This is a genomic window from Micromonospora sp. WMMD729, assembly GCF_049315225.1.
Lineage (GTDB): Bacteria > Actinomycetota > Actinomycetes > Mycobacteriales > Micromonosporaceae > Micromonospora.
Genome location: NZ_CP186059.1, coordinates 1,801,037 through 1,818,990, shown reverse-complemented (window position 1 = coordinate 1,818,990; position 17,954 = coordinate 1,801,037). Strand labels below are relative to the sequence as shown.

General features: G+C 71.7%; 16 protein-coding genes. 9 read left to right on the top strand and 7 right to left on the bottom strand.

The genetic code is table 11. The annotated features are described in order from the left end of the window. The first annotated feature begins 124 nt into the window (after positions 1 to 124). The gene (locus tag ACN263_RS08365) at positions 125 to 2,320 is read left to right on the top strand and encodes a hypothetical protein (protein WP_422739236.1); all 2,196 of its coding nucleotides are present in this window, start codon (positions 125 to 127) and stop codon (positions 2,318 to 2,320) included. 3 nt (positions 2,321 to 2,323) lie between these two features. On the opposite strand, the gene ACN263_RS08360 is transcribed toward ACN263_RS08365, so the two are convergent. After that, positions 2,324 to 3,073: an SDR family oxidoreductase gene (locus ACN263_RS08360; RefSeq protein WP_422739235.1), complete on the bottom strand. Its 750-nt coding sequence runs from the start codon at positions 3,071 to 3,073 to the stop codon at positions 2,324 to 2,326. Between the two features lie 123 nt (positions 3,074 to 3,196). Between ACN263_RS08360 and ACN263_RS08355 the strand changes: the two genes are divergently transcribed. Continuing rightward, positions 3,197 to 3,847, top strand: coding sequence for a class I SAM-dependent methyltransferase (locus ACN263_RS08355; protein ID WP_422739234.1), 651 nt, complete (start codon positions 3,197 to 3,199; stop codon positions 3,845 to 3,847). A 7-nt stretch (positions 3,848 to 3,854) separates the two neighbouring features. Here the strand turns inward: ACN263_RS08355 and ACN263_RS08350 are convergent, their stop codons facing one another. After that, entirely contained in the window at positions 3,855 to 4,385 is a 531-nt protein-coding gene (locus ACN263_RS08350) for an adenylate kinase (RefSeq protein ID WP_422739233.1), read from the bottom strand. Between the two features lie 168 nt (positions 4,386 to 4,553). Between ACN263_RS08350 and ACN263_RS08345 the strand changes: the two genes are divergently transcribed. The 3 genes from ACN263_RS08345 (at position 4,554) to ACN263_RS08335 (ending at position 7,889) form a co-directional block, all read left to right on the top strand. Further along, positions 4,554 to 5,741, top strand: coding sequence for an RNA ligase RtcB family protein (locus tag ACN263_RS08345; protein WP_422739232.1), 1,188 nt, complete (start codon positions 4,554 to 4,556; stop codon positions 5,739 to 5,741). Next, a complete protein-coding gene (gene prfH / locus ACN263_RS08340) occupies positions 5,738 to 6,400 on the top strand; it encodes a peptide chain release factor H (protein WP_422739231.1) in 663 nt (220 codons plus the stop codon). Before ACN263_RS08345 ends, prfH begins: the two co-directional genes overlap by 4 nt. 103 nt (positions 6,401 to 6,503) lie before the next feature. Then, the gene (locus tag ACN263_RS08335; RefSeq protein ID WP_422739230.1) at positions 6,504 to 7,889 is read left to right on the top strand and encodes a glycoside hydrolase family 43 protein; all 1,386 of its coding nucleotides are present in this window, start codon (positions 6,504 to 6,506) and stop codon (positions 7,887 to 7,889) included. Positions 7,890 to 7,908: 19 nt separating this feature from the next. Here the strand turns inward: ACN263_RS08335 and ACN263_RS08330 are convergent, their stop codons facing one another. Continuing rightward, on the bottom strand, positions 7,909 to 8,802 hold the full coding sequence (locus ACN263_RS08330) for an alpha/beta fold hydrolase (protein WP_421475478.1): 894 nt from the start codon (positions 8,800 to 8,802) through the stop codon (positions 7,909 to 7,911). A gap of 181 nt (positions 8,803 to 8,983) precedes the next feature. Here ACN263_RS08330 and ACN263_RS08325 point away from each other — a divergent pair, with 181 nt between their 5' ends. Beyond that, positions 8,984 to 9,811 carry a PIG-L family deacetylase gene (locus tag ACN263_RS08325; RefSeq protein WP_422739229.1) on the top strand — a complete coding sequence of 276 codons (828 nt, stop codon included), beginning with the start codon at positions 8,984 to 8,986 and terminating at the stop codon, positions 9,809 to 9,811. A gap of 39 nt (positions 9,812 to 9,850) precedes the next feature. Here ACN263_RS08325 and map read toward each other — a convergent pair whose 3' ends face one another. Continuing rightward, positions 9,851 to 10,669 carry a type I methionyl aminopeptidase gene (map, locus tag ACN263_RS08320; RefSeq protein ID WP_422739228.1) on the bottom strand — a complete coding sequence of 273 codons (819 nt, stop codon included), beginning with the start codon at positions 10,667 to 10,669 and terminating at the stop codon, positions 9,851 to 9,853. Between the two features lie 102 nt (positions 10,670 to 10,771). On the opposite strand from map, the gene ACN263_RS08315 reads away from it, so the two are divergent. Both ACN263_RS08315 and ACN263_RS08310 read left to right on the top strand, forming a co-directional pair. Beyond that, positions 10,772 to 11,038, top strand: coding sequence for a helix-turn-helix domain-containing protein (locus tag ACN263_RS08315; protein WP_422739227.1), 267 nt, complete (start codon positions 10,772 to 10,774; stop codon positions 11,036 to 11,038). Positions 11,039 to 11,526: 488 nt separating this feature from the next. Beyond that, positions 11,527 to 13,005 carry an arabinofuranosidase catalytic domain-containing protein gene (locus tag ACN263_RS08310; RefSeq protein WP_422739226.1) on the top strand — a complete coding sequence of 493 codons (1,479 nt, stop codon included), beginning with the start codon at positions 11,527 to 11,529 and terminating at the stop codon, positions 13,003 to 13,005. Between the two features lie 112 nt (positions 13,006 to 13,117). On the opposite strand, the gene ACN263_RS08305 is transcribed toward ACN263_RS08310, so the two are convergent. Continuing rightward, positions 13,118 to 14,467: a PHB depolymerase family esterase gene (locus ACN263_RS08305; RefSeq protein WP_422739225.1), complete on the bottom strand. Its 1,350-nt coding sequence runs from the start codon at positions 14,465 to 14,467 to the stop codon at positions 13,118 to 13,120. A gap of 336 nt (positions 14,468 to 14,803) precedes the next feature. On the opposite strand from ACN263_RS08305, the gene ACN263_RS08300 reads away from it, so the two are divergent. Beyond that, positions 14,804 to 15,373 (top strand): hypothetical protein, encoded by a 570-nt coding sequence (locus ACN263_RS08300; protein ID WP_422739224.1) that lies wholly within the window; start codon positions 14,804 to 14,806, stop codon positions 15,371 to 15,373. Here ACN263_RS08300 and ACN263_RS08295 read toward each other — a convergent pair. Beyond that, a complete protein-coding gene (locus tag ACN263_RS08295) occupies positions 15,339 to 16,127 on the bottom strand; it encodes a phosphatase PAP2 family protein (protein WP_422739223.1) in 789 nt (262 codons plus the stop codon). The genes ACN263_RS08300 and ACN263_RS08295 overlap by 35 nt on opposite strands. 84 nt (positions 16,128 to 16,211) lie before the next feature. Continuing rightward, a complete protein-coding gene (locus ACN263_RS08290) occupies positions 16,212 to 17,852 on the bottom strand; it encodes an MDR family MFS transporter (protein WP_422739222.1) in 1,641 nt (546 codons plus the stop codon). Positions 17,853 to 17,954: the final 102 nt, after the last annotated feature.

The following is a 17,954-nucleotide window of genomic DNA, read 5'->3' as shown; positions in this document are numbered from 1 at the left end:
ATTGGACGCGTCCCGGTCGGGTAGACCCCGGTCCGCCACACCGGTGGTGGGCCACCCACGGGCTGATCGCCGGCACCGGGCGGTCGGGGTGTCTCGGGGGGCGATGGCGGATGGAGCAGCGCGGGTGAGCGGCCCCGACACCACCGCCGACGTCGTGGAGCTGCGGGTGCACGGCGTCTCCGGCGCGAGTACCGAGCAGGTGCTCGGCCTGGCCCGGACGGTGCAGGTCGCCGGCGACCGGATGGGCGGCTTCGTCCGGGTCCGACCGCGCTGGGCGACTCCCGAGGCGCGCGGTGTGACGCTGGAGGCGTACCGCTGGGGCGACCTGCCCTCCGGGACCGTCGCCCGCACCCTGGCGCTGGTGCTGCTCCTGCCGTTCCTGCTGGTCAACGTGGCGATCTGGATGCGGCCGGCGAATCCCCGCTCGGAGAGCCTGGTCAAGTCCCTCTGCCGCGTGCTGGCCCTGACCCTCACCGTGCTGTACGTGCTCGCCATCGCCGGCGTCGCCCTCGACCTGCTCGCCTGGCACTGCCTGAACTCACCCCGCTGCCTGGCCGGTCGCAGCTGGTTGTCCTGGTTCAGTGGTCAACCCGTCGGACGACGGCTGGCGGTGTTCGCGCTGCTTCCGGCCGCCGCGATCGGCCTGGTCTGGCGGCTCAGCAACCGCCCCGGGCGGTCGTTCGAGGCGTTCCGCGCGCCCGCCGAGGGGTCCTTCGGGCATCGGCTCAGCACGGTCGGCACCTGGGACGCGGAGCCCCTGGTGGGGCGGCTGCGCTCGGTGCACGTCGCCGCGGCGTTCGGCACGTTGAGTCTCGTCCTGCTCACCGCCCGCGCCGCGCGGGGCGCCTCGGTCGCCACGATCACGTTGGCGGTGGTCACCGGCGTGGTCTTGGCGGCGTGCGCGGCGTTGCTCTGCACCCCGGCGCTGATCGACCGCTCCCCCACCGATCGGCGGCTCGACGCGATCACCACCGGCCTGCGGACGACCGCCATCATCCTTGCCGTCGTGGTCACGGCCCACGTCGCGACCAGCCCGGCCGACTGGCGTGCGGACAGCGCGCTGCCCGGCTACGACCGGACGCTGGTCTGGCTGTTCGCCACCCAGACGGTCCTGCTGGCCGCCCTCGGTGTGATCCTGCTCTGGCGACGCAGAGGCAGCCCGCTGTTCGGGCTGGGAGCGCTGGTCATCTCGGCGGCGGCGATCAGCACCGCGGTGGGGTACTCCGCCGAGCTGGTGTACCGGGTGGCGGACTACCTCGACCGCGACCTGCCGACCGGGGAGGCCATCGCCACCGGCCCGCCCCGGGCGTACACCTGGGCGATCTTCGGTTTTCTCCGCACCGCGGTGGTCACGGTGATCGTCGCCGGCCTGGTCATCGTGCTCTCCCGCCCCGGCCGGCGACGCCGGGCGGCGGCGATCGCCGCACGCGACTACCCGGACCCGCCGGCGGAGGCCGGGCCACGGCTGCGACAGGTACGCGACGCGCTGGCCCGGGCCAGCTTCACCGAACGCCTGGTGCTGCTGGGCGTGATCTTCGGCTGCCTCTCCGCGGCCGGCGCCGCCACCACCACCCTGGGTCTGCTGGGGGTGTTTCCCGGGGACGTCGTCGAGCGGTTCACCCGGTTGCCGGCCGGCGCGGTCACCTTCAGCATCGCGTTCACCAGTTGGGTGAAGGCGGTGGGCCTCGTCGGCCTGGTCCTCGCCGGCATCTTCGCCTACCGCACCACCAGCTTCCGACGGCACATCGGGGTCATCTGGGACCTCGGCACCTTCTGGCCCCGGGCCGCCCATCCCTTCGCGCCGCCCTGCTACGCCGAGCGGGCGGTGCCCGAGCTGACGCGGCGGATCACCTACCTGGTCGAGCGCGGCGACCGTGTGCTGCTCTCCGGGCACAGTCACGGCTCGGTCCTGCTCGCCGCCGCGGTGCTCCAGCTACCGCCCCGGGTCGGCGAGCGGGTCGCTCTGCTCACGCACGGCTCGCCGCTGCGCCGGCTCTACGCGCGGCTCTTCCCCGCCTACCTCGACGACGCGGTGCTGCGCGAGATCGGCGACCGGGTCGGCTGGCGATGGGTCAACCTCTGGCGGGACACCGACCCGATCGGCGGGCGCGTCTTCCCCGATCGGGGACCCGAGGCGTCCGACGGCGACCCGGCCGCCACGGTGGACCGCCGGGAGGTCGACCCCAGCGACGTGGTGACCCCGCCCGGCGACAGCGTTCCGCCGCCGATCCTCGGACACTGGCCGTCCGACTCCGACGAACGGTTCGCGGCGGCGGTCCGGGAGTTGGCGAACCGCCTCCGGCAGACGCCGTCCGAGTGAGGCCTAACCCGCCGCCCGGGCGCGCCACTCGTCGAGGCGCGTACCGGGGATGCGGGCGCCGTCGGCCGGCACGAGCGAGCGTTCCTCGAGCGTGGCGCCGAAGTAGCGGGCCCCGGGGTCGACCACCACCGAGCGGGAGTCGTGGCGGTCGGCGAGGACGGACCGCCCCAGCTCGTCGAGACGGAACTGCTCCGGGCCGGCGATCTCGACGACGCCGTTCGTCGGTGCGTCGAGCGCGATCGCGGTCACCTCGGCCGCGACGTCGTCCGCCGCCATGGGTTGGATGAGCACCGGTGCCAACCGGGCCGTGTCGCCGTCCATGGCGGCGTCGACGATGCCCGGCAGGAACTCGAAGAACTGCGTGGCGTGGATCAGCGAGTACGGCAGCCCGGACGCGGCGACGAGTTTCTCCTGGGCGACCTTCGCCCGCATGTACCCGCTCTCCGGCAGCCGGTCGGAGCCCACGATCGAGAGCACCACGTAGTGCCGCACCCCGGCGGTGGCGGAGGCGGCCAGGAGGTTCCGCGTCGACGTCTCGAAGAACTCCCGGACGGCGGTGTCCTCGAACGACGGCGAGTTCGACACGTCCACGACGACGGCGGCACGGTCGAGCGCCTCGGCCACCCCCTCGCCGGTCAGCGTGTTCACGCCGGTCTTCGGGGAGGCCGCCACCGCCTCGTGGCCCTGCCCACCGAGGTTCCGCACGACCTTGGACCCGATGAGGCCGCTTCCGCCGACGACGACAACCTTCATGATCGAACCACTTCCGGTGGACGAGTTCGCCTGACGGAACCAGCCTACGGAGCGTGCAGAACCGACGCGGTTGACATTGCCGCGCATGATTGTGGTCGCCGCTCGGGAACCTTGGAGGTCGACGTGGCCGCTGTGTCCCACCCGGTGTTCGCGCGCGTCTACGAGCGGCTCAGCGTCGCCATGGACCGCGCCGGCACCGCCGAGTTCCGGCAGCACCTGGCCGCCGGGCTGACCGGCCGGGTGATCGAGGTCGGGGCCGGCAACGGGCGGATGTTCACCCACTACCCCCGGACCGTGACGGAGGTCGTCGCCGTCGAGCCGGAACCCCGCCTGCGCGCCGCCGCCGTCCGGGCGGCCCCGGCCGCGCCGGTGCGCATCACCGTCGTCGACGGTCTGGCCGAGGCGTTACCCGGCGCCGACGGCGAGTTCGACGCGGCCGTGGTCGCGCTGGTGCTGTGTACCGTGTCCGACCAGGCGGCGGCGCTCGCCGAGATCCACCGCGTGCTGCGCCCCGGCGGGGAACTGCGCTTCTTCGAGCACGTCGCGGCCGAGGAGACCAGCCTCCTGCGCCGGGTCCAGCGGATCTCCGACGCCACGCTGTGGCCGAAACTGTTCGCCGGTTGCCACACCGGCCGCGACACCACGGCCGCCATCGAAGCGGCGGGGTTCGCCGTCGACGAGCTGCGGCGTTTCCGGTTCCCGACCGGCAGTTCCAGTCCATCCTCGCCGTGCGTCCTCGGCCGGGCGACCCGGGTCGAGAAGCGGCCGGGCTGAGCCCCGCTCATCGGGTCGGCAGGCCCGACAGCCAGTCGTCCAGGGCCGCGGGGTGCGTGAACAGCAGCACCGGCGGGCCGGCCGGATCGGCCTGCCAGGCCCGCATCCGCCGCCGTGCGCGACCGAACGCGGTGACGTGCCAGAGCAGGATCGAGTCCCGGGACAGCACACTGCCGAGACTCTCGCGGTTCCCGTTGCAGATCACCTCCCCGGTGCCCAGGCGGCGCAGCGTACGACGCAGCAGCCGCCCGAACGAGCGCCACCGCGGATAGTCCAGGGCCACCACCAGGTCCGCGCGCGCCAGCGGCACGTCCCGCCACCCGTGGTACGCGCCGTCGAGGATCCAGGCGTCCCGGCGGCAGATCTGCTCGATGCGGCTGCGCTGCTGGGCGACCGGCACCTCCACCCAGCCCGGCAGCCACAGCAGGTCGTCCACCGGATACCACGGCACGTCGAGGCGCCGCGCCAACCGCGCGGCGAGGGTGGACTTGCCCGCCCCGTACACCCCGTAGACCAGGATGCGACGTGGTGCGGCCATCGCGGCAGCGTACGCCGATAACCAGTTGCCGTGCGCCACGGACATCGCCACAGTGGTGCCCATGACGTACTGACGGACACCACCCGAGCACCGCGCCGAGGCCACCGCACGCCGCCCGGCGCCGTACCGCCGTCCGTCGACTTGCGATCCCGCGAGAAATGAGCGTCGTTGTCCCAGCACCACTTCCCTCGGGAAGCCTCGTCCCCGTCCACCCCCGCCACCGTCACCGTGTTCGCGTCCCCCACGAGCTGGATCGAGTCCGCCGCGCTCGACCAGTGCCGGCAGGTGGCCGCCCTCGACGGCATGGTCCACGTCGCCGGCATGCCGGACCTGCACCCGGGCAAGGGCGCCCCGATCGGCGCGGCCATGATGTCCACCGTCCTCTACCCGTTCCTGGTGGGCTCGGACATCGGCTGCGGCATCGCGGTGTTCCCGATCCGACTCCGGCGCGTCGTACCCGAACGGTTGGCCGCCCGCTTTCCCGACCTCGACCGCGCGCTGGACCCGCAGCGGGACGCCGACGACCCGGCCTGGTCCGTCCGCACGGGCGACGTCCCCGCCGGCCACCTGGACGGCCTCGGCACGGTCGGCCGCGGCAACCACTTCGTCGAGTTGGCCCGCGTCGACACCGTCTTCGCGCCGGAGCACGCCCACCGTCTCGGGCTGGCGACCGGTGACCTCGTCCTGGTCGTGCACAGCGGTTCGCGGGGCCTGGGTGAGCGGATCCTGCGGACGCACACCGAGACGCACGGGGCTGGCCCCGCGCCGGACCCGGCCGCGTACCTGGCCCGGCACGACGAGGCGGTGCGTTGGGGCTCGCTGAACCGACGGCTGCTGGCCGCCCGGGTCGCGTACGCGCTGGGGGCCGAGCCGACCGAGCCGATCGTCGACCAGTGCCACAACCTGGTCGAGGTACGCGACGGTGGTTACCTGCACCGTAAGGGCGCGGCACCCGGTGACGGCCGCGACGTGCTCGTCGCCGGCACCCGGGGCACCGCGTCGTACCTGGTGGCCGCCCACGCCGGGGCGGACGCCAACCACTCGGTGGCGCACGGCGCGGGCCGGAAGATGTCCCGCGCCGACGCGCTGCGCCGGGGCCGGGCCAAGCACACGGTCGAGGAGCTACGGCGTACCCCGGTGGGTTCGCTTGTGGTGTGCGGCGACCGCCAGTTGCTATTCGAGGAGGCGCCCACGGCGTACAAGCGGATCGAGCAGGTGATCGGCGACCTCGTCGCGCACCGGCTCGCCACGCCGGTGGCCACCACGATCCCCCTGGTCACCTACAAGACGCCGGACGTCGGCGCCGCGATCCGGTCGGACCGGCGGGACCAGCGTCGTGGGCGGGGTCGGTCGTGAGCGTGGACCTGTTGCTGTCCGCCGGCCGTGGGCCGCGGGAGTGCGCCTGGGCGCTGGCCCAGCTGCTGCGGCGTCTGGAGCACGACGCCACCCGGTGGGGCGTGGCGGTCCGGCGGGTCCACGCGGTGCCCGGTGATCGGCCCGGCATCTACCGGTCGGCGCTGATCCGACTGTCCGGCGTCGACGTCGAGGCGTTCGCCGCCTCCTGGACCGGGACGTTGTGCTGGCAGGCGCCCAGCCCGTACCGGGCGGGCACCGGTCGGAAGAACTGGTACGTGACGGCTCGGACGCCGCCGGGCGACGCGCCTCCGACGACGTTCGCCGAGGCCGACGTCGACGTCGTCGCGTGCCGCACCGGCGGTCCCGGCGGCCAGCACCGGAACAAGGCCAGCACGGCGGTACGCGCCACCCACCGCCCGTCGGGTCTCGTCGTGGTGGTGGACGAGGAGCGGCAGTTCAGCCAGAACCGGCGTATCGCTCTCGAACTGCTGCGTCGGAAACTCGAACGCGGCGACGAGGCGGCCCACCGCGCGGTCACCACAGCCCGTTGGCGCATCCACGACGACCTCGTGCGGGGCGACCCGACCCGCGTCGAGCGCCCGGAGCCGGTGGCCACGCCCCGCCGGCAACGGCCCGGGCGGACGGCCTCCGGCCGCTGAGGGGCGGGGTTGCGGGGCCTGTCGACGACATCGTATGTTAACGATCACATCGACGTTCACGAATAAAGTGTCCGCGCCCACCACCGCAGAAAGGTCACCGACCGTGCCTCTGACCCGACGCGCGTTCACGCTTGGCGCGCTGTCCACCGCCGCTGCCGCCACCGGAGCGCTGAGCCTGCCCCGCACCGCTCTCGCCGCCCCGAACACCTCGTACGTGATGGCGTACTTCACCGAGTCGCCGCAGGGACTCGGCGCGGACTACGGGTTGCACCTCGCCGTCAGCCGCGACGGTCTCAACTGGACGCCGCTGAACCAGAACAACCCCGTCGTCACCCCGACCGCCGGGCAGTTGGGCCTGCGGGATCCGTTCGTCTTCCGCAAGCAGGACGGCACCTTCGTGGTGCTCGCCACCGACCTCAAGGGCACCAACTGGAACCAGACCAGTCAGTACCTGCACGTGTGGGACTCGACCGACCTGACCAGCTTCACCGGCTACCGCCGGATCCGGATGCACACCCTGAACACCCACACCTGGGCGCCGACCGCCTTCTGGGACCCGGCACGCGGGCAGTACGCCATCGTCTACTCGGCGAACAACGGCCAGGACGTCTTCCTGGTGAACTACACCAGCGACTTTCGGACGGTCAGCTCGCCGCAGGTGTTCTTCAGCCCGGGCTTCGGTGTCCTCGACGGCGATGTCGTGGTCGACGGCGGCACCACGTACCTGTACTACAAGAACCTCGCCAACGGGAACCTGTACGGCGCCCGGTCCAGCACCGCCGCTCCGAACAGCTTCACCACGTACACGTCGGGGCTGCTCCAGGGCAGCGGCATCGAGGCGCCACTGCTGGTCAAGGCGGTCGACGGCAGCGGCTGGCGGTTGTGGGGCGACTCGTACAGCCCGGTCAACAACGACTTCTACGCCTGGTCGACCACCGCCATCGGCGGCAACTCCTGGACGCCGCTGAACCAGCGTGACTACACCCCACCGTTGAACTCGAAGCACGGGTCGATGACCGGCATCACCGACGCGGAGTACGCCGCCCTCGTCGCGCGGTGGGGTACCCCGAACTGGGTCCGGCTCAAGTCCTCCAACCTGCCGGACCGCTACGTGCGGCACTACAACTACGTGGCCCGCGTCGACACGTACCCGTTCGACCCGTACCAGGACCAGTTGTGGCGGATGGTTCCCGGCCTCGCCGACGCCGCGGGCGTGTCGTTCGAGTCGGTGAACAAGCCCGGCCTCTTCCTGCGGCACTACAACTACGAGGTACGCCTGGAGGCCAACGACAACACCTCGGTGTTCCGGGCCGACGCGACCTTCTACCGCACGGCCGGACTGGCCGACGCATCCTGGACGTCGTTCCGCTCGTACAACTTCCCGACCCGCTACCTCCGGCACTACAACTACGTGCTGCGCATCGACCCGCTGAGCGCCGGCTCCAGTGCCACGGACCGGCAGGACGCCACCTTCCGGATCACCCCGTAGGTGCGCCAGGCGCGGCGGCTCACACCTCCAGGACCGCGTCGGCGAACGCCCGTGGCGCCTCCTGGGGCAGGTTGTGTCCGACGCCGCCACCGACGGTCCGGTGCTCGTACCGGCCGGAGAACTGCTTGCCGTAGACGCTGGGGTCCAGGTGGGGCGCGCCGTTGGCGTCACCCTCCAGGGTGATGCTGGGCACCGTGATCTTCGGCTTGCCGGCCAGGCGCTTCTCCACCTCGTCGTACTGCGGTTCGCCCTCGGCCAGGGCCAACCGCCACCGGTAGTTGTGGATCACGACGTCGACGTGGTCGGGATTGTCGAACGCGGCAGCGCTGCGGTCGAACGTCGCGTCGTCGAACGTCCACTTCGGCGACGCCGTCTGCCAGATCAACCGGGCGAAGTCGCGGCGGTTGCGGTCGTACCCCTGTCGGCCGCGCTCGGTGGCGAAGTAGTACTGGTACCACCAGGAGAACTCGGCCTTCGGTGGCAGCGGCACCCGGCCCGATTCCTGGCCGTCGATCAGGTAACCGCTCACCGACACCAGACCGGAACACCGCTCGGGCCACAACGCGGCCACCACGTCGGCCGTGCGTGCTCCCCAGTCGAAGCCGGCCAGCTTCGCGCTGTCGATGCCGAGCGCGTCCATGAGGGCGATGAGGTCGAGCCCCATGGCGGCCGGCTCGCCGTTGCGGACGGCGTCGTCGGCGAGGAACCGGGTCGTGCCGTAACCCCGCAGGTACGGCACGACGACCCGGTGGCCGGCGTCGGTGAGCAGCGGCACCACGTCGACGAAGCTGTGGATGTCGTACGGCCAGCCGTGCAACAGGATCACCGGCGGCCCGTCCGGCGGCCCGGCGTCGACGTATCCGACGTTCAGCACCCCGGCGTCGATCTGTCGCACGTCATCGAAGACCGCCATCGAACCGGTACCCTTCGTCGAGACTTTCCGCAGGTGACGAGGCTGCGCCGTCGCCTCCGACAGCGTAGGGAACCCCGAGCGGCCCGACAGCGCGTTGGGCAAAGATGCCGGGGCCGCCCGGCGGATGGCTAGGATGCGTCACCGAACCGTTCCGGCGTGCCGCTGGTCGTAGGGTGGTGACATGGCTAAGCGATCCCTGACCCTGATGGCGGTGCACGCGCACCCCGACGACGAGGCGACGAGCACCGGTGGCGTCCTGGCCCGGTACGCCGCCGAGGGTGTCACCACGGTTCTCGTGACCTGCACGGACGGACGGTGTGGCGACGGGCCCGGCGGGGTCAAGCCCGGCGACCCCGGTCACGACCCGGCGGCCGTCGTGGCGATGCGGCAGGCCGAGCTGGAGGTCAGCGCCGCCAGGTTGAAGGTCACCCACCTGGAGACGCTCGGCTACGCCGACTCCGGGATGATGGGCTGGTCGACGAACGACCAGCCCGGCTCCTTCTGGACGACGCCGGTGGAGCAGGCCGCGGACCGGCTCGCCGAGCTGATCCGCCGGTACCGGCCGGACGTCGTCGTGACCTACGACGAGAACGGCTTCTACGGTCACCCCGACCACATCCAGGCGCACCGCATCACCATGGCCGCCGTGGCGCAGACCGACATCCCCGCGAAGGTCTACTGGACCACCGTGCCCCGTACGGCGTTCGAGGAGTTCGGCCGGGTCATGAAGGAGCTCGGCGTGGAGTGGGACGAGCCGGACGAGTCGTCGGACATGCCCGAGCTGGGTCTTCCCGACGACGAGATCACCACCTGGGTGGACACCCGCGCCCACGGCGCGCAGAAGTTCGAGGCCCTGGCCGCGCACGCCAGCCAGACCGAGAACATCTTCTTCCTCCAGCTCGGCCAGGAGCGGTTCACCGAGTTGATGGGCGTGGAGACCTTCGTCCGGGTCCGGGACACCACCGACGCGCCCGTTCCCGAGGACGACCTGTTCGCCGGGCTGCGCTGAGGCGTGACGCACGGGCCGCGTCCGCGGCCCGTGCACCGGTCAGGACGACGCGGCGGCCCGCCCGCCGGGGCTGCGCTCCTGCGCCACCTGCCCCGGGCGGAGGGTGAGCACCCGGGGACCGGACTCGGTGACCGCGACGGTGTGCTCGGAGTGGGCGGAGCGTGAGCCGTCCGCGGACCGGATCGTCCAGCCGTCCTCGTCGAACTTGATCTTGTCGGTCGTACGGCAGAGCCACGGCTCGATCGCGAGCGTCAGGCCGGGCTTGAGTCTCATGCCCCGGCCGGGACGGCCGTTGTTGGGCACATGCGGGGCCTCGTGCATGGTGCGGCCGATGCCGTGCCCACCGAACTCGTTGTTGACCTGGTAGCCGTAGCGGTGGGCGACCTCGCCGATGGCGGCGGAGATGTCGCCGAGCTGGTTACCTGGCCGGGCGGCGTCGATGCCCGCCTGGAGCGCCACCTCGGTGGCCTCGATCAGCTGCAGGTCGGCCGGGGCGGGGGCGCCGACGACCACGGAGAGCGCGGAGTCGGCGGCCCAGCCGTCGATCTGGACCGCCATGTCGATGCTCAGCAGGTCACCGTCGCGCAGGACGTAGTCGTGCGGCAGGCCGTGCAGCACCGCGTCGTTGACCGAGAGGCACAGCACGTTGCGGAACGGCCCCCGACCGAAGGACGGCGTGTAGTCCCAGTAGCAGGATTCGGCGCCCCGCTCGGCGATGCGGCGGCGGGCGTGGTGCTCGATGTCCATCAGGTTGACCCCGGCAGCGGCCACCTCCCGCAGCTCGGCCAGCAGCTCGCCGACGAACTGACCGGTCACGGCCATCCGGTCGATCTCCATCGCGGACTTCAGCTCGATCACGACAAACCCTCCCCATCCCGCAGCGGTATATTTATACCACGCGAGGCGGGGGCCCGGCGGGGCGACATTGCCGCTCCACCAGGGCGGAACTATCCTGCTCACATGGTTCGCCCACCGCTCACACCGGAGCAGATCGCCGCGGGGCAACGCCTCGGCGCGGCACTCCGGGTCGCCCGGGGCGGCCGCAGTCTCGTCGAGGTGGCCCTGGCCGCCGGCATCTCACCGGAGACCCTGCGCAAGATCGAGGTGGGTCGACTGCCGGCGCCCGCCTTCGGCACCGTGGTCTGCCTGAGCGAGGTCCTCGGTGTCGCGCTCAGCGACCTCGCCGACGTGTGGCTCGCCGACCTGCGCGTCCGCGAGGCGTCCTGAGCACTCCGGGCGCGCCGGCGACTTCCCGTCGCCAACGGCGAGCGACCGGGTCAGGCTCGGCCGGTTCGGGCCGGCCACCGCCGCCGAAATGGGACGACACCGACGGTCGTCTATGGACAGGGTGGCCTGTTAACGCTAACGTTACGACGGCCGTCGATAACTGACCGTCACCGGAGTCGTCTTCTGCTGGCCCCGGCCGCGCGGTCGACGTCGTTCGCGGCGTGGGCGGGTGGAGCGTGGCCGACACGGGACGGCCCGAGCTCACCACCGGGCGACCCGTGCCGAGGGCCGGACGACGGATGCCTGACCACGCGCGCCCAGGTCGGCATCATCTCCTACGGCCGGGAGCCGGAGCCGTCGATCTGCCGCTGCGCAGTCGCTCCACACCAGTCGCCGTCACCGCCGTTCCCCCTGTTCAGAGTCCGGGCCCGAGCAGGGGGAACGGCGCGGCCCCGCGCACCGTCACCTCGCACCCTCAAGGAGAGCACGTGCGACCCAGACAACTCCGCCATCAGCGGCCGGCGCTCGCCGCCGTGGCCGCCACCCTCGTCATCGCCGGCGCCGCCACCACCCAGACCGGCGCCTCGGCCGCCGCCGCCGGCTGCCAGGTCACCTACGCCGTCAGTTCCCAGTGGCAGGGCGGCTTCGGCGCCAACGTCACCATCACCAACCTGGGCGACGCCGTCAACGGGTGGCGGCTGACCTGGAGCTTCGCCGCCGGCCAGACCGTCACCCAACTCTGGAACGGCAGCGTCACCCAGGCCGGCGCCCAGGTGAGCGTCACCAACGCCGCCTACAACGCCAGCATCCCCACCAACGGCAGTACCAGCTTCGGCTTCAACGGCAGTTGGACCGGCAGCAACCCGACGCCGACCTCCTTCGTCCTCAACGGCACGACCTGCAACGGCGTGGTGGACCCGACGACGCCACCGCCCACCACGCCGCCTCCCACGACCCCGCCCCCGACGACGCCGCCACCCACCACACCACCGCCCACCACTCCCCCGCCGAGCACGACGCTGCCCTGTGACATCTACGCGGCGGGCGGCACGCCCTGCGTCGCGGCGCACAGCACCACCCGCGCCCTGTACGCCTCCTACAACGGTTCGCTCTACCAGGTACGCCGGTCGTCGGACAACACCACCCGCGCCATCGGCGTGCTCAGCCCGGGCGGACGGGCCAACTCCGCCGCCCAGGACAGCTTCTGCGCGAACACCACCTGCGTCATCACGGTCATCTACGACCAGTCGGGGCGGGGCAACAACCTCGGCTACCAGGGCGCCGGCGGCATCGGCGGCGCCGTCCAACCGGCGGTCGCGACCCGGGAGTCGTTGACGGTCGGCGGGAACAAGGTCTACTCCCTCTACATCAACGGCAACAGCAGCTACTGGCGGGACGGGCACCTGACCGGCGTACCGACCGGCGCCGCGCCGGAGGGCATGTACATGGTGACCAGCGGCACCCACGTCAACAGCGGCTGCTGCTTCGACTACGGCAACAGCGAGACCACCCGCCGCGCCGACGGTCGGGGCACGATGGACGCCATCTACTTCGGCACGAGCTGCTGGTTCGGCGGCTGCTCCGGCAGCGGCCCCTGGGTGCAGGCCGACCTGGAATGGGGCCTCTACCCCGGCGGCAGCAGCTCGTGGAACCCGAACCAGCGGGCGTTCACCAGCAAATTCGTCACCGCGACGCTGAAGAACAACGGCACGTCCCGCTTCGCCATCAAGGGCAGCAACGCCCAGTCCGGCAGCCTCTACACGCTGTATGACGGTTCGCTGCCGCCCGGCTACAGCCCGATGAAGAAGCAGGGCGCGATCATCCTCGGCAGTGGCGGCGACTGCTGCATCGACAACTCCAACCAGAGCGTGGGCACCTTCTACGAGGGTGCCATGGTGGCGGGCTACCCGTCCGACGCGACCGAGAACGCGATCCAGGCGAACATCATCGCCGCCGGGTACCGCTGAGAGCGGGCGACCGCCGCCCGCACGCGCCGCGTGGCCCGGCCCGGGGAACGTCCCGGGCCGGGCCACGCCGGTGGTTCAGGCCGCGTGCGGGCTCACCACCATCGGGTACGTCTCATCCGCGCGTCCACTTCTGACCGTTGCCGCCGTTGCAGGTCGCCAGCACCACCTGGGTGCTGTTGGCCGTCCCGCCGCCGTTCGGCGCGAGGCACAGTCCGGACTGCACACCGGTGACCGAGCCGTCGGAGTTGAGGTTCCACTGCTGGTTCGTGCCCCCGGTGCAGTCCCAGATGATCACCCGGGTTCCGGCCGACGTCCCGGCGCCCTCGGCGTCCAGGCACTTCGTCCCGTACACCTGGAGTTGCCTGCCCGCGGTGGCGGCCCACTGCTGGTTCGCGCCTGCGTTGCAGTCCCAGAGGGTCACCTGGGTGCCGTTGGTCCGCGACTGGGCCGGGACGTCCAGGCAGCGACCGGCGGCGGAGTTGCGCAACGCGCCGGTCGTGCCGCCCGGGGGTGGCGTCGTCGGCGGCGGAGTCGTGCCGCTGGTGGTGTCGAAGCCGAGGAACCGGATGGCCTGCGCGGCGTCGAACGGGATCGAGTGGCCGTAGCCCTGGAAGCTGATCGCCTCGACCGGCGCGGTCCCGCCGGTGCCGCCGTACCGCGTCCGGGTGGCGCTGGTCTGCGGATAGTCGGTGTAACTGGGGGTCTGGGACACGCCCTGCACGTTGGTCCACTGCTTGATCTGCTCACCGAAGTTGACGTAGCTCAGCGTGGTGTCGGTGGTGCCGTGCCAGATCTGGAACCGGGGACGTTTGCCCGTGTAGCCGGGGTACGCGTTGCGCACCAGGTCGCCCCACTGCTGTGCGGTCTTGACGATCCGCCCGCCGGAGCATTCGCTGTTCCACTCGGCGCCGTTGGTGGTGGCGAAGCAACCGAACGGGACGCCGGAGGAGCTGACGCCGGCGTTGAACAGGTCGGGGTAGAGGCCGACCATGACGTTGGTCATCATCGCGCCCGAGGAGAAGCCGGCGACACCGATGCGGTCCGGGTCGACCGGGTATCGGTTCCGCACGTAGTCGATCATCGACTTGAGGCCGACCGGATCGCTGCCACCGTCGCGGCGCAGGGCCTGCGGGGAGGAGACGTCCCAGCACTTGCTGCTCCGCGTGACGGACGGGTAGATCACGATGTAGCCGTAGCGGTCGGCCAGCGAGCTGAGCCCGAACCCGGTGTGCACGGCCGGGCCGCTGCCGGTGCAGTAGTGCAGCGCGAGCAGCAGCGCCGGACGCGCCGCGACCCGGTCCGGCACGTACAGGTGCATCTGCAGGTTCGTCGGGTTGGTGCCGAAGTTGGTCACCTGGGTGAGCGTCGCGGCCGACGCCGGGGTGGCGACCGTCACCACGGCCGTCATCGTCGCCAGCGCCGTCGCCAACGCGGCGGCCAGCAGTGCGAATCTTCTTCTCATGGCGGATCCTTCTCGGTCGGTGGTGGCGGCGGGTGGGGAGTACGCCGGACCGGTCGTCCGGGGAGACGTCCTCGCGGGCGCGCGACATCCGCCGCACGTCGTCGGCGGCTGGGAACAGCTCCTGATCGCGACGTCCGCCTGCCCGCGGGGACGTCCGGATGGTGCGGGACCGAAGCGGATGGCTCGCCCGGTGAGCCATGGGTGCGGTCGCTTAGACATCGACTGTGAGCGATAACATGTCGTACGTCAAGCCGTAACGGAGGCGCCGACGAGGCCCGTACCGGAGGGCCCCGAGCCCGCGCGGCGACGCCGATCGGCGGCAGGCATCATGTCCGCGTGAACTCAACCCTGGCCGCTCTGCTCGGCTCCGCGATCACTGCCTGCGCCTCGCTCCTCGTCGTGTGGACGCACAGCCGGGTCAAGCGACGCCAGCGCGAACGGGCCGAGCTTCAGCGGGCGTACGTCCTGGTGCTGTCGGGCGCGCTACGCCTGGCCCACAAGGCCGAGGCGCTGCGACAGACCCGGTACTGGCGGTCGGGCCTGCCGGAGGCGGGCAACGACCTGATCGGCGGGCACAAGCCCCTGGGGCCGATGGGCCTGCACGACTGGCTGGCCCGGGACATGGTCACCGTGGAGGCCGCCTGGTCGGAAATCTGGACGCGTGCGGACCAGGACGGCATCGCGCTCGCCAACGGGCTGATGACCGCGTACCACGCCGTGCTGGCCGCCGCGTTGCAGGCCAGCGGGAGCGAGCCGTTCGAGGCGTCCGACGAGATGATCATCGCGAGCCGCCGGCTCGGCGAGGCCCGCCGGCACCTCGCCCTGCACGCCCGCCGGGTCGCCAAGCTGGGTCCGCGCGACGTCGACCTGTTCACCGAACGCGAGTACGGGGTGCCGGTGGGCTGATGTCAGGCTCGGCGTCAGCAGGGTGTGCCGGTGCGGGCAGGACACGGTGGACGACGCCGAACATCAGCGCCGCCACCACACCGTCGAGCCAGTAGTGGTTGCCGGTGGCCACGACGACGAACAGGGTGACGAGCGGGTGGGCCAGCCACAGCCACCGGAGGCGTCCCCGGGTCACCGACACGAGCGCGACCGCCACGGCCAGTGCCCACCCGACGTGCAGAGAGGGCATGGCCGCGTACTGGTTGCTGATCACGTCGGTGTCGGGGGGTCCGTAGACGGCGGGCCCGTACCGGCTTCCGGTGTCCACCATGGCGGTCAGCGCGGTGAGCCGGGGCGGTGCGAGCGGGACCGCGACGTGCACCACCAGCGCCGCCAGGGTGAGCACGGCGAGCGCGCGGCGGGTGCGCAGGTAACGCTCCGGATGCCGCAGGTAGAGCCAGACCAGGGTGAGCGCCGTGGCCGGGAAGTGCACGTACGCGTAGTAGCCGTTGGCCAGGTGGGCCAGCAGGGTGTGTGCGAGCACGGGGTGCTGGACGACGGCCTCGTCGGGCAGGCGCAGCAGCCGCTCCAGACGCCAGACCGACTCACCGTTGGCGAGCGCGCCCGACACCCGACCGGCCACCACCGTCCGCGCCGCCTTGTAGAGCAGGAACAGCGTGGTGACAAGCAGCAGCTCGCGCATCGCCCGACGCACCGACGTGGTCCGCCGAGCGGGCGTCACCGGCCTCGACGCCGTCAGCTCGGTGGTTCCCACAGGCGTCTCGATTCAGTCCTCGTCGGCCAGCAGGCCGCCACCGTCGGTGACGATGGCGGCCCCTGGTTCTGCGCTCCGGAAACGTTAGCGCCGCTCGGGTCCTCCCTTTACCGCGGCCTCGGCGGCGACCTGGTCGAAAGCGGGCGCCCCGTCGACCGCGTCGGCGGCCACCGCCGCCGCCGTGGCGGCGTCCGGCAGGTCGAGGCTGGTCCGCAGGGTGACCGGCCGGAGCAGGAGCGCGGCGATGACGCCGACCACCCCGATGGCCGCGGAGATGAGGAAGATGTGGCCGGTGGCGTCGCCGTACGCGGCGCGCACGATGTGCTGGACCCCGTCGGGCAGCGCGGTGATGTTGAGGTTGCTGTCGCCGCCGCTGCCGGAGGTGGGGATCCCGGCGGCGGTCAGGTCGCGCGTGATCTGGTCGGTGACCCGGCGGGCGAGCACGGCACCGAGCACCGAGACGCCGATGGTGCCGCCGAGCGACCGGAAGAACGCGACGCTGGAGCTGGCCGCGCCGATGTCCTTGAGGGCCACCGTGTTCTGGACGGCCAGGACGAGGTTCTGCATGGTCATGCCGACGCCGGTGCCGACGATGAACATGCCGATGCCGACGAGCACCAGGGACGTCTCGTGGTCGATGGTGCCGAGCAGGCCGAACCCGACCACCAGGGTGATCGACCCGATGACGATGTACGGCTTGATCCGCCCGGTCCGGGTGATCAGCCGGCCGGCGACGATCGAGGAGCCGAGGACTCCGGCCATCATCGGGATGGTGAGCAGTCCGGCCTCGGTCGGGCTGTAGCCGCGGCCGATCTGGAAGTACTGGCCGAGGAAGACCGCGCCACCGAACATGGCCATGCCGACCGCGAGGCTGCCCAGGATGGCCAGGGCGGTGGTGTGCTCGCGCACGATGGCGAGCGGGACGACGGGCTCGGCCGCCCGCGACTCGACCCAGACCGCCAGGGCGAGCAGGAGGAGCGAGCCGAGCACCATGGCCGCGGTCTGCCAGGAGAGCCAGGCGAACGAGCTGTCGACGAAGGAGATCCAGATCAGCAGCACGCTCACGCCGGCGGCGATCAGGCTCGCACCCAGGTAATCGATCTTGACGTTGTCCCGCCGGAACGTCGGCAGGTGCAGGGTCACCTGGAGGAGGATCAGCGCGATGATGGCGACCGGCACACCGACGAAGAAGCACCAGCGCCAGCCGAGCCAGGACGTGTCGACGATGAGGCCGCCGAGCAGCGGGCCGCCGACGGTGGCCACCGCCATGACGCCGCCGAGGTAGCCGTTGTAGCGGCCCCGCTCGCGCGGCGGGATCATGGCGGCGATCGCCACCTGGACGAGGGCCTGCAGGCCGCCGACCCCGATGCCCTGGAAGGCGCGGGCCGCGATGAGCTGGCCGGCGCTCTGCGAGAAGCCGGCGATGATCGAGCCCAGCAGGAACACCACGATGGCGACCTGGATGAGCAGCTTCTTGCTGAACAGGTCGGCCAGTTTGCCCCAGATCGGGGTGGTGGCGGTCGCCGTGAGCAGGGTCGCGGTAACCACCCAGGTGTACTGGGTCTGCGAGCCGTTCAACGCGCCAATGATCTTGGGAAGCGCGGTCGAGACGACGGTGCTGCTCAGCATCGCGACGAAGAGCACCAGCAGCAGGCCGCTGAGCGCCTCGAGGGTCTGCCGATGGCTCATCGGCTCGGCGCCGGGCGTGGTGGTGGGTGCGCTCATCGCGCGTCCTCCCGCTTGTCGTGGGTTCCGGAACGACAACCAGGCGTACGCCGGGGTCCCGACACGGACATCCGCACACCTGAGTTGGTTGCCTCACGCAAG